Source organism: Pseudomonas sp. KH_050 (assembly GCF_057838875.1).
This window is the reverse complement of record NZ_CM174478.1, coordinates 4483854-4494996: the sequence shown is the minus strand read 5'-3', so window position 1 is coordinate 4494996 and position 11143 is coordinate 4483854. Positions and strand designations below refer to the sequence as shown.

10 protein-coding genes are annotated in these 11143 nt (G+C 60.7%); 2 read left to right on the top strand and 8 right to left on the bottom strand.

What is annotated here, in order from left to right:
• Positions 1-287 precede the first annotated feature (287 nt).
• Positions 288-758, bottom strand: coding sequence for a hypothetical protein (locus AC3IUA_RS20390; protein ID WP_489356711.1), 471 nt, complete (start codon positions 756-758; stop codon positions 288-290).
• A 580-nt stretch (positions 759-1338) separates the two neighbouring features.
• On the opposite strand from AC3IUA_RS20390, the gene AC3IUA_RS20385 reads away from it, so the two are divergent.
• The gene (locus tag AC3IUA_RS20385) at positions 1339-2274 is read left to right on the top strand and encodes a chemotaxis protein CheV (protein ID WP_489356710.1); all 936 of its coding nucleotides are present in this window, start codon (positions 1339-1341) and stop codon (positions 2272-2274) included.
• Positions 2275-2602: 328 nt separating this feature from the next.
• The gene (locus AC3IUA_RS20380) at positions 2603-3409 is read left to right on the top strand and encodes an MOSC domain-containing protein (RefSeq protein ID WP_489356709.1); all 807 of its coding nucleotides are present in this window, start codon (positions 2603-2605) and stop codon (positions 3407-3409) included.
• A gap of 81 nt (positions 3410-3490) precedes the next feature.
• On the opposite strand, the gene ppnP is transcribed toward AC3IUA_RS20380, so the two are convergent.
• The 7 genes from ppnP to AC3IUA_RS20345 all read right to left on the bottom strand — a co-directional run bounded on the left by ppnP (position 3491) and on the right by AC3IUA_RS20345 (position 11140).
• Positions 3491-3775, bottom strand: a complete 285-nt coding sequence (gene ppnP / locus AC3IUA_RS20375) for a pyrimidine/purine nucleoside phosphorylase (RefSeq protein WP_085725017.1) — start codon at positions 3773-3775, stop codon at positions 3491-3493.
• A 226-nt stretch (positions 3776-4001) separates the two neighbouring features.
• Positions 4002-4541: a 3'-5' exonuclease gene (locus AC3IUA_RS20370; RefSeq protein WP_489356708.1), complete on the bottom strand. Its 540-nt coding sequence runs from the start codon at positions 4539-4541 to the stop codon at positions 4002-4004.
• Positions 4542-4613: 72 nt separating this feature from the next.
• Positions 4614-6575, bottom strand: coding sequence for an acetyl-CoA carboxylase biotin carboxylase subunit (locus tag AC3IUA_RS20365; RefSeq protein ID WP_489356707.1), 1962 nt, complete (start codon positions 6573-6575; stop codon positions 4614-4616).
• 95 nt (positions 6576-6670) lie between these two features.
• Positions 6671-7468 (bottom strand): enoyl-CoA hydratase/isomerase family protein, encoded by a 798-nt coding sequence (locus tag AC3IUA_RS20360; protein ID WP_489356706.1) that lies wholly within the window; start codon positions 7466-7468, stop codon positions 6671-6673.
• Entirely contained in the window at positions 7465-8622 is a 1158-nt protein-coding gene (atuD, locus tag AC3IUA_RS20355) for a citronellyl-CoA dehydrogenase (RefSeq protein WP_489356705.1), read from the bottom strand. The genes AC3IUA_RS20360 and atuD overlap by 4 nt, the downstream gene beginning before the upstream one ends.
• A gap of 28 nt (positions 8623-8650) precedes the next feature.
• A complete protein-coding gene (gene atuC / locus AC3IUA_RS20350; protein WP_489356704.1) occupies positions 8651-10267 on the bottom strand; it encodes a geranyl-CoA carboxylase subunit beta in 1617 nt (538 codons plus the stop codon).
• 3 nt (positions 10268-10270) lie between these two features.
• A complete protein-coding gene (locus tag AC3IUA_RS20345) occupies positions 10271-11140 on the bottom strand; it encodes an SDR family oxidoreductase (RefSeq protein ID WP_489356703.1) in 870 nt (289 codons plus the stop codon).
• Positions 11141-11143 lie beyond the last annotated feature (3 nt).

Sequence of the window (11143 nt, the reverse complement as noted above, 5' to 3'; positions counted from 1 at the left end):
GTTTCAAATGAGCGCACTGGCTCTGAAGTCACTGTAGCGCTAAGTGAATTAACCAAGGCCCGGCATAATACCACCTAAGATACCGTTGGTCGCGTTTGGCCTATAGGTCCGGATGGTCAGATATTCAGCTGTTCCGGACATGGGTTCAAGTTGATGATGGATCCAGCGTGTCATATCGAAAATGGCAAGGGAGTATTTAATATGGCCAGGCGTGGGCAGCGCTCAGTTGCGCAGTGCTCAGGCAAAGCCTGTTCGCCGCTCGATGCCCGGTTTTTGTTTTACCACACTCACGGCTGTCTTTGCGCCAGTGACACCAGGCTGAACGGCTTCGGATGCAAGGGAACCGTGCACTGGCGTTGACCCACCTGGAAGGCCAGGGCATTGATCAGAATGAACTGTTCATGGTCATCAAGGCTGAGCTTGCCGGTCGTTGGATCGATGAGTTCGAGTTGCCAGGCCATCAAGGTAAAGCAGTCTTTCAAGGCGTCCAGAGCCTGCTCGTGCAAATCCATGTGATTGCGCGCCTGACTCAGCAGGCCATGAATATTCCGCGAGAACTCGGAAACAGCCTGGATCGCCAGGGCATCGGCCTTGTTGGCAAGTTTGAGCAAGGTGCTCAGCAGGCAACCGATGGCATCCTGGTCATTCCTGATCAATTGCAGATGAGTCAGGCATTCCTCTGTCTTGGCCAATAGCGTCTCGGCTTCGAGAAGAAACTCGGGAAGCCGGTGATGCCATTCCTTTCCGTCCTTCAGCATGCTTTTCTCCACAACGTCATGTCAGGTGGGGGAATGTCGCGTGTGGCGAGCGGCGATAAGTTAATGCCGACTGTCGACGGGTGTGTGTAGTCCGTTTCTGTTTTTTGCTGGCCGCAGACAAACGTCCTGATTGCGCCTGGCTCATCACTCAGGCACGAGGATGCAGCGCCGGCAGCATTTGGCTGATCCGGGATTGCCAGCTGCGATGCTTGAGTGGTGTAGGCGGCTGAAGAACTCGAGAGAGGGCCAGGCCAGGATCCAGCGATTACAACCAAAAGCCCGACTCCATTCATGCAATGAGAATGGCTTCACATTAATGGCTATTGGATATCGGGAACATCAGGACGGACCTGATTGCCACTAGGGGATTCCCTTAGACAGGGGAACCTTGTGCAGAAACCGGGGTCGCGCGTTGGTGCTCTGCAGCTAATGGAGTGAGGAAGCCAGTAAACCATGATGTTAATATGATATCAATTGTTTCAGTGGCCTCCTGAAACCGCGCGCCACTGGGGTCAAGGTCGTGCGCTATCGGCCGATAACTCTCTTTAGTGAATTCATCAGAACAAGCCCAGGAGTCAAAATGGCCGGCATTCTCGACACGGTAGATCAACGCACGCAGCTGGTGGGTGAGAATCGCCTGGAAATTCTCATGTTCCGTCTGGCCGGGCGCCAGCTTTTTGCGATCAACGTCTTCAAGGTGCAGGAAGTATTGCAGTTGCCCAAGTTGACGCTGATGCCTCAGCGCCATCCGTTTGTCTGCGGTGTGGTCAATCTGCGTGGCCAGACGCTACCGGTGATCGACCTGTCTCAGGCGATCGGCATGCGGCCATTGGTGCCAGGCCCTGACAGCACGATCATCGTCACCGAGTACAACCGTTCGGTGCAGGCGTTCCTGGTCGGGGGGGTCGATCGCATCGTCAACATGAACTGGGAGGCGATTCTGCCACCACCGACCAGCGCCGGTCGCCAGCACTACCTGACGGCCATCAGCAAGGTTGACGATCAACTGGTCGAGATCATCGACGTGGAAAAAGTCCTGGCCGAGATCGTCCCGTACAACGCCAGGGTATCCCGGGAAAAACTCGAAGACCCGCTGCTGGAACGTGCCCGCGGCCGTGAAGTGCTGCTAGTCGATGACTCCAACGTGGCCTTGTCGCAATTGCGCGACACTCTGGGCCAGATTGGGGTGAAGATGCACATCGCCAGCGATGGCCTCAAGGCACTGAACATGCTCAAGGCCTGGGCAGACACCGGGGTGGTCATGACCGACAAGCTGTTGATGATCTTCACCGACGCGGAAATGCCGGAAATGGACGGTTACCGCCTGACCACTGAAATCCGTAACGATCCGCGCCTGCGCGGGTTGTATGTGGTGCTGCACACCTCGTTGTCCGGCAGCTTCAACGATTCGATGGTGAAGAAGGTCGGTTGCGACAACTTTCTCTCCAAATTCCAGCCGGACAAACTGGTCGACGTGGTCCGTCAACGTTTGATGCTGGATGAAGTCACCGCCTGACGAGGCATAGGTATCTACACATTTTTTAAGAGCTGCCGAGTACTGTGGCGAGGGGGCTTGTCGGAACGCCGCACCGCCCCGCTGGGTCGCGGAGCGGCCCTGTAACCGACAATCGCGGTTTTCCAGGTAGAGCGCATCTGCCGGTTTTACGACTGCTGCGCCCGAGCGCGGACCGGCCGGCGGGGGCAAGCCCCCTCGCCACAGATAGAGTGTTCGGCCAACGAGAATGTGTAGATTCTAATGCTGATGAGCAGACTACACCTCTGCCTTTGATTCGGCGATCAAGCTCGTATAGGGTGGCGTTTTTGGCCCAACAGGGAGCTGGCTCATGCTGCGTCTCAGCGCGCTTTATCGTTACCCACTCAAGTCCGGCAAGGGCGAACCGTTGCAACAGGTCTCCCTGGACAAACTGGGGCTGGACGGGGATCGCCGCTGGATGTTGGTGGATGAAGCCAGCGGGCGTTTCCTGACCCAGCGCGCGGTACCGCAGATGAGTCAACTCTCGGCCCTGTGGACTCCGGCTGGCGGACTGTCCCTCAGTGCTCCGGGTTTTTCGTCCATCGAGGTCCCGTTGCCCACCGCCCAAGCGCAACTGCGCGGCGTGACCATCTGGCGTGACACCCTGCGCGTTCCCGATGCCGGCGATGAAGCGGGCACCTGGGTGAGCGAGTTCATTGGTAAACCCACGCGGCTGGTGCAGGTGCCGGTCGAACGTGCGCGCACCACTCAAGCGGGCTACGGTAGAGACGATGATCAGGTCGCATTTGCCGACGGCTTTCCGTTGCTGCTGATCGGTCAGGGGTCGCTGGATGATTTGGCGGAGCGCGTCGGCCGTCCGCTGGAGATGTTGCGTTTTCGGCCCAATCTGGTGATCGAAGGCAGTGAGGCCTTTGCCGAAGACGGCTGGAAGCGCATCCGCATCGGCGATATCGAGTTCCGCGTGGTCAAGCCATGCTCGCGCTGCATCCTCACGACCATCGACCCGCAGACCGGCGAACGCAGTGCCGATCGCGAACCCCTGGCCACGCTGCAGAAATACCGGGCGCAGGAGGATGGAGCGATGTTCGGCCAGAACCTGGTCAACGACGGCAATGGCTGGCTTGAGGTCGGGATGCCGGTGACGATTCTCGAATAAGCCCTGGTCTGCCCTGAATAAAAAAATGCCCATATCGATCGATACGGGCATTTTTTCAGTGGATAAACCGGGGTTGAGTTATCAGCCGCGGTATTCGCACAGGTAAGCGGTATCGACAGCGACCTTCAACTGGAACTTGCTGTTGGCCGGTACGTTGAACTGGCTGCCAGCGGCGAAGGTTTCCCAGTCACTGCTGTCCGGCAGTTTGACGGTCAGTGCGCCGGACACCACGTGCATGATTTCCCGCTGGCTGGTGCCGAATTCGTACTCGCCCGGGGCCATGACGCCGATTGTGGCCGGACCTTCGGTGGTTCCGAAGGCAATCGACTTGACGGTGCCGTCGAAGTACTCGTTGACTTTAAACATGGGCGATTCCTCGAAAAGGGCTAAAAAAGGCTGGCCAGTATGCACAAGCCTAAATAGCCCGTCACCCCCTGTAGATGCCGTGGCCGTAGCAGCTGCCGAGCTGCGCGAGGCTGCGTTCGGCTGCGAAGCAGTCGTAAATCCTGTGATCGCGATTTAATAGAACGACCGTATGCACCGGGCTACGACCGCTACGCGGCCGAACGCTGCCTCGCAGGCTCGGCAGCTGCTACGCAAGACTCAGCGGTAACAGGCGGGCGGTATTGCGTGCGTCCTCCAGTGCCCGGTGCTGTTGGCCGCTGAACTGCATCCCGGCCAGTTGCAACGCGCCATTGAGCCCCAGCGGCCGTTCCAGCCGACGGACCTTGGCAAAGCGCTGCTTGAGGTTGATGTGGGGCACCCGGCTCAGGGCACTCTGCAACTGCAGGCGCTGCCAGTCCTGTTCCAGCTGCCGGCGATCGTAATCGCCCCAGCTGGCCCAACCCTCCAGACCTGATTGACGCTGGCCAAGCCAGCGTTCGAACTGTGGCCAGACCTCGGTCAATGTCTGGGCGGTGTCGATGTTGGCTTGAGTGATGTGAGTCAGCTCACGGCAGAATGGCGTCAGCAACGGTCGACGCAACGGGCGGATGAAGCGCTGAAAACTATCGAGCTCCCGGCCGTCACGGGTCACTAGAGTGGCGCCGATTTCGATGATTTCCATCTCGGCAACCGGCCAACCACCATCATCGGTTGTGGCTTCAAGATCAATTACCAGCCAGTGAGGCATTGCAGGCTTCCTGATTATCCGCTTCCTGATGAAACCTGAGCGTAGCGAAACCCGGCGGATCCGCCTAGATACTTATTCGACCTCAAGCAATATTTGTCGGTTCTTTACCTGCTCGCCCAGCCGCACCTGGATACGTTTGATCACCCCGTCGATACCGGCCTTGAGCGGATGCTCCATTTTCATCGCTTCGAGCACCAGCAGTAACTGGCCTTTGCTGACCTGGCTGCCTTCATTGACCAGCACCTCGACGATAGCGCCATCCATCGGCGCTTTCAGGGTCCCGGAACTGGCGCTGACCTGGCTGCTGACCAGCGCCTGGGTCTGATCCCACAGCAGCAGGCTGCCAGGACGGGTGAACAAGCACAATTGCCCGGCATCGAGCCGGTAGGCGTAGCGACTACGGACGCCGTTGATCTCAAGGCTGGCCCAGCGGCCGTCAGCCTCGAGTACCTTCAATTCGAGGGTTTTTCCACCGACCTGAACCCGCCACTGCCCGCCGGGGAGGGTGGTCAGTTCCAGCGACCATTGCCCAGCCTCCAGGCCGATCCGATAGTGCAGTGGCACGCTGGCGTTGTTGCGCCAACCAGCCAGCACGGTTGAATGGAGGCTGGCTGAACGCTGATAGAACAGCCCCGCGGCAATCGCCAGTTCTTCGGCGCTCGGTATGTGCGGGTGCAGGCAGGGTGCATCGGCAAAATGCCCGGGGATGAACGCTGTGCTGAACTCACCGGCGATGAACTGTGGGTGTTCCAGCAGCATGGCCAGCAAGCGCTGATTACTCTGCAGACCCAGCAGGACGCTGTCCTCCACCGCTCGCAGCAACTTGCGCCGCGCTTCTTCGCGGGTGGCGCCATGGGCGATGATTTTGCCCAGCAGCGGGTCGTAGAACGGGCTGACCGTCTGGCCCTCGAGCAGGCCATGGTCGACGCGCACACCGTCCTGCAGTGCCGGTTCCCAGCGCAGCACCTGGCCGGTCTGCGGCAGGAAATCCGCAGCCGGGTCCTCGGCATACAAGCGCACTTCAATGGCGTGGCCCTTGAGTTCGACCTGCTCCTGGCGCAACGGCAGCGGCAGTCCGGCGGCGACCTGCAGCTGCCAGCCCACCAGATCGAGGCCGGTAATCAGTTCGGTCACCGGATGTTCGACCTGCAAGCGAGTGTTCATTTCCAGAAAGTAAAACTGCCCGCGCTGATCCAGCAGAAACTCCACGGTGCCCGCACCGACGTAGTTCACCGCGCGACCGGCCTTGAGTGCCGCGTCCCCCATGGCCTGACGCAACTTGGCAGTCATCACCGGGCAGGGCGCTTCCTCGATGACTTTCTGATGGCGACGCTGGATCGAGCAATCGCGTTCACCGAGGTAGATCAGGTTGCCGTGCTGGTCGCCGAACAGCTGGATTTCCACGTGTCGCGGTTCGATCAGCGCCTGCTCCAGGATCAGTTCAGCGCAGCCAAACGCGTGCCGGGCTTCGGAGCGGGCAGTGCGGATTTGCTCCAGCAGGTTGCTGGCCTGCTGCACCAGGCGCATGCCGCGTCCGCCACCCCCGGCGCTGGCTTTGATCATCAACGGATAACCGATGCGCTCGGCTTCGCGGCTCAGGGTTGCATCGTCCTGCTCGGCACCTTGATAGCCATCGATGCAGGGTACCCCTGCGGCGAGCATGGCGACTTTGGACAAGCGTTTGCTGCCCATCAGCTCGATAGCCTCGGGGCTCGGACCGATAAAGATAATTCCGGCAGTTTTGCAGGCCGTGGCGAACGCGGCGTTTTCCGAAAGAAAACCATAACCGGGATGGATCGCATCAGCACCGCTGCGCTGAGCCGCGTCGATGATCGCGGCGATGTTCAGGTAGGACTGGTGCACGGGCGCCGGGCCGATGTTCACGGCTTCGTCTGCCAGTTGCACGTGGCGGGCGTCGGCATCGGCGTCGCTGAACACCGCGACCGTGCGGTAACCCAGGGCCTGCGCGGTGCGCTGGATGCGACAGGCGATTTCACCGCGGTTGGCGATCAGGATTTTGCTGAAGGCAGGCATCGAGTGATTCCTTAATGTTTGCGGTTTCATCGTCGGCCCTAAAAGATCGCAGCCTGCGGCAGCTCCGTGTAGGAGTTGCCGCAGGCTGCGATCTTTTAGGGCGCCCAACTCGGTGGTCTTTTTTGCACGAACGCCGTGGTCCCTTCGACACCTTCCGGACCGGTCACCGCAGCGCTGAACCAGTCGGCGGCCTGATCGAGCAATGCCCCTTGAGGCTGTTCGACACTGGCCAGCAACAGCGCTTTGGTCGCGGCATTCGCAGCCGGGGCGCAGCACAGAACATGGGCGAGCACTTCATCGAGGCGTTCGGCCAGGGCTTGCGGGTCCTGCTCGACAAAATGCACCAGCCCCAGACGCTCGGCCTCGTTGCCGTCAAACCGCGCCGCGGTCAGCGCCAGTCGGCGCGCCTGGGTCAACCCGATGCGCTTGACCACGAACGGAGCGATCTGCGCCGGCAGCAAACCGAGGCTGGTTTCCGGCATGCCAAACTGCGCTTGATGATCGGCCAGCGCAATATCACTGACGCAGGCCAGGCCAAAACCACCACCCAGGACCGCGCCTTGCAGCACGGTGATCACCACCTGCGGGGCTTGCTCGGTCTCTTCCAGCAGAGCGCCAAAGGCGCGGTTCAATTGGCGATAGGCCTTCGGTCCCTGGGTTCGAGCGTTGGCCATGTCTTTCAGATCACCGCCGGCCGAGAAGTGCCCACCGGCACCGCCGATGACCAAGGCGCGGATCTGCCGGTCGTCACGCACCGCGGCCAACACCGCGCGCAACTCGGCGACCATCTGCAAACTCATGGCGTTGCGGCTTTCAGGTCGATTCAAGGTGATATGCAACACGCCGCTATGGGGTTCCAGCAACAGCGTTTCGCAGGCGGGTAGCGGGCTCATGGTTTTTTCCCGGGCAGGATGCCCATCAGTTTGCAGATGATGCCCAGCATGATTTCGTCGGCACCGCCGCCAATCGAGACCAGTCGCACATCGCGATAGGCCCGGGCTACCGGGTTATCCCACATGAAGCCCATGCCGCCCCAGTATTGCAGGCAGCTGTCGCTGACTTCGCGGCCCAGGCGCCCGGCCTTGAGCTTGGCCATGGAGGCGAGACGCGTGACATCCTGGCCCTTGATGTACTGCTCGGTGGCCTGATAGACCAGCGCGCGCAGGCATTCGATTTCGGTTTGCAGTTCGGCCAGACGGAAATGGATCACCTGGTTGTCGATCAGCGCGCTGGCGAAGGTCTTGCGTTCCTTGCAGTACTCGATGGTGCTGTCGACGCAATACTCCAGGCCTTTGATCATGTTCGCCGCGCCGAACAACCGTTCCTCCTGGAACTGCAGCATCTGCATCATGAACCCCGCGCCTTCGTGGCCGATGCGGTAGCGCTGCGGCACCCGCACGTTGTCGAAAAACACCTGGGCGGTTTCCGAACTGCGCATGCCAAGCTTGTCCAGGTGCGAGCCGAGACTGATGCCGGGGCTGTTCATCGGCACCATGATCAGCGATTTGTTGACGTGGGGTTTGTCGTCCGAGGTGTTGGCCAGCAGGCAGATGAAGTCGGCGCTTGGCGAGTTGGTGATCCACATCTTGCTGCCGTTGATCACATAGTCGTCGCCGTCTTTGCGGGCAGTGGTTTTCAGCCCGGCGACGTCGGAGCCGGCACCGACTTCGGAGACGCCAATGCAGCCGACCCGTTCGCCGCGGATGGCCGGGCGCAGGAACTCTTCGCGCAACTCATCGGAGCCGAAGCGCGCCAGCGCCGGGGTGCACATGTCAGTCTGCACACCGATGGACATCGGAATGCCGCCGCAATGAATGGTGCCGAACTCTTCGGCGGCGACTATCGAATAGCTGTAATCGAGGCCCATGCCGCCGAATTTCTCCGGCTTGGAAATCCCCAACAAGCCGAGTTCGCCGGCCTTGCGGAAAATTTCATGGATCGGAAAACGCCCGGCCTTTTCCCACTCCTCGACGTGAGGGTTGATCTCGCGATCGACAAAGTTACGCACCGTGCGACGCAGTTCTTCGTGTTCCTGGGTGAAGATCATTTTTATTGTTCTCCTTTAGGCCGGGTGATCAGAAGCGTGCGATACCAAAACTATTGGGTTGTAGCTGACGAGCCTCGGCCTCGTGGCAAATATCCAGCAAATAGCCCAGCAGTATCCGCGTATCCCGTGGATCGATCAGGCCGTCGTCCCACAGGTTGGCACTGCCGTACAGCGCGGTAGACTGGCTGTCGAGCTTTTGCGCGGTGACCTGTTCGAGCATGTCGAGCATCTTCGGGTCGGCGGTCAAACCGTCCTTGGCTTGCCTGGCTTCGGTGACGATGCGCAGCACCTTGCCGGCCTGGGCGCCGCCCATCACTGCGGTGCGGCTGTTGGGCCAGGCAAAGATGAAGCGTGGATCGAGACCGCGGCCGCACATGGCATAGTTGCCGGCGCCGTAGGAGCCACCGACAACTATGGTCAGTTTTGGCACGCGGGCGTTGGCCACCGCCTGGATCATCTTCGCGCCGTGCTTGATCACGCCCTGTTGTTCCGACTCGGTCCCGACCATGAACCCCGTGGTGTTGTGAAAGAACAGCAGCGGCGTCTGGCTCTGGTCGCAGAGCTGAATGAACTGCGCGGCCTTGCTCGCGCCCTTGGGGGTGATCGGACCATTGTTGCCGATAAAACCGCAGGGCCGGCCCTGGATCTGCAAGTGGCCGCAGAGGGTCTGCTGATCGTACTCGCCCTTGAATTCCAGAAAACTCGAACCATCCGCCAGCCGGGCGATGATTTCTCGAACGTCATAGGGTTTTTTCGGGTCGTCGGGGATCAGGCCCAGTAGCTCGTCGATCGGGTAGAGCGGCTCGATATACGTCCTGGCTGGCTGCGCGGGCAACTGCGCGTTCCATGGCAGCAGGCTGACAATCTCACGCACGATACGCAGGCCGTCGGCATCGTTCTCGGCCAGGTATTCGGCGGTGCCAGCGGTTTGCGCGTGCATTTCGGCGCCGCCCAGGTCTTCGTCGGTGGCCACCTCACCGGTAGCGGCCTTGAGCAGCGGCGGACCGGCGAGAAATAGCCTGGCCTTGCCGCGCACCACCACGACATAGTCCGAGAGCCCGGGTTGGTAGGCGCCGCCAGCCGTCGCCGAACCGTGCACCACGGTGATCTGTGGCAGGCCCTGGGCCGACATCCGCGCCTGGTTGGCAAAGCTGCGGGCACCCTCGACGAAAATTTCCGCGGCGTAATTGAGGTTGGCGCCGCCGCTTTCCGCCAGCGTCACCACCGGCAATTTGTTTTCCATGGCGATCTGCTGCAGGCGCAGGGATTTTTTCAGGCCGCTGGGAGAGATGGTTCCGCCCTTGATTGCGCTGTTGTTGGCGACCACCAACACGCGCACCCCGGACACGTAACCAATCCCGGCAATCAAGCCGCCACCGGCCTGACTGCCGTCCTTGTCGTCGTGCAGCTTGTAGCCGGCCAGGCTGGCCAGTTCGAGAAACGGCGCGCCGGGATCAAGCAGCAGGTTCAATCGTTCGCGGGGCAACAGCTGCCCGCGTTTGTCGAATTTCGCCTTGGCCTCGGCGGCCTTCGCCAACAGATTCTGCTCCAGCTGGCGGACCTGCGCGACCGCGGCCAGCATCGCCTCGCGGTTCTGCGCGAACTGTGCGCTGTGCGGGTCTAGCTGAGTCTGAATCACCGGCATGGGTTATTCCTTATCCTTGAGCACATCCGGCAGATAGGCACGGTGAAAACCATTGAAGGATTCACTGTTCTGCGCCTTGTTTATCGGCCATGCGCGACCGCCGAGGCTGGCCGCGCCGTCGATGCGCAAGGTACTGCCGCTGATGAAGGCCGCCGCCGGGCTGAGCAGGAAAACAATCGCCGCGCTGACCTCCGACTCGGTGCCGATGCGCTTGAGCGGCACATGTTCGCGCAAGGTCGGAATCACTGCCTTGAAGGCACCTTCATAGGTGTCCATGCCGCTGGAGGCGATCCAGCCCGGTGCCACGGCATTGACCCGGACCCCGGCGTAACCCCATTCGAAGGCGGCGGTCTTGGTGAAGTTGTCCATGCCCGAACGCGCCGCGCCGGAATGGCCCATGCCGGGCATGCCGCCCCACATGTCGGCGAGCATGTTGACGATCGCGCCGCCGTGTTTGCTCATGGACTGGTTGAAGACTTCCCGGGCCATCAGGAAGCCGCCGACCAGGTTGGTTCGCAGCACGGTTTCAAAGCCCTTCTGGTTGATCGACGCCAGGGGCGACGGGTATTGGCCGCCGGCATTGTTGACCAGGCCATGGATCGGTCCGTGTTTCTCAATGAGTTGGCTGATCAGCACGGTGACCGCGTCTTCGTCGCGGATATCGCAGGTCTGGTAACTGGCTTGACCGCCGTCTTCGAGAATTTCCGCGGTGACGGTTTTCAGTTTGTCGGCCTTGCGTCCGATCACTATGACATGGGCGCCGAGGGCCGCCAGTTCGTGGGCGGTGCACCGGCCGATGCCGCTGCCGCCGCCAGTGACAATGATGGTCTGGCCGGCGAACAGCTCGGCTTTGAAGATGGAGTTATAGGCCACGGC

Excerpts from the sequence above, each read along its gene's own strand:
- AC3IUA_RS20390 (WP_489356711.1), bottom strand. The coding sequence starts at position 758 with ATGCTGAAGGACGGAAAGGAATGGCATCACCGGCTTCCCGAGTTTCTT.
- AC3IUA_RS20385 (WP_489356710.1), top strand. The coding sequence starts at position 1,339 with ATGGCCGGCATTCTCGACACGGTAGATCAACGCACGCAGCTGGTGGGT.
- AC3IUA_RS20380 (WP_489356709.1), top strand. The coding sequence starts at position 2,603 with ATGCTGCGTCTCAGCGCGCTTTATCGTTACCCACTCAAGTCCGGCAAG.
- ppnP (WP_085725017.1), bottom strand. The coding sequence starts at position 3,775 with ATGTTTAAAGTCAACGAGTACTTCGACGGCACCGTCAAGTCGATTGCC.
- AC3IUA_RS20370 (WP_489356708.1), bottom strand. The coding sequence starts at position 4,541 with ATGCCTCACTGGCTGGTAATTGATCTTGAAGCCACAACCGATGATGGT.
- AC3IUA_RS20365 (WP_489356707.1), bottom strand. The coding sequence starts at position 6,575 with ATGCCTGCCTTCAGCAAAATCCTGATCGCCAACCGCGGTGAAATCGCC.
- AC3IUA_RS20360 (WP_489356706.1), bottom strand. The coding sequence starts at position 7,468 with ATGAGCCCGCTACCCGCCTGCGAAACGCTGTTGCTGGAACCCCATAGC.
- atuD (WP_489356705.1), bottom strand. The coding sequence starts at position 8,622 with ATGATCTTCACCCAGGAACACGAAGAACTGCGTCGCACGGTGCGTAAC.
- atuC (WP_489356704.1), bottom strand. The coding sequence starts at position 10,267 with ATGCCGGTGATTCAGACTCAGCTAGACCCGCACAGCGCACAGTTCGCG.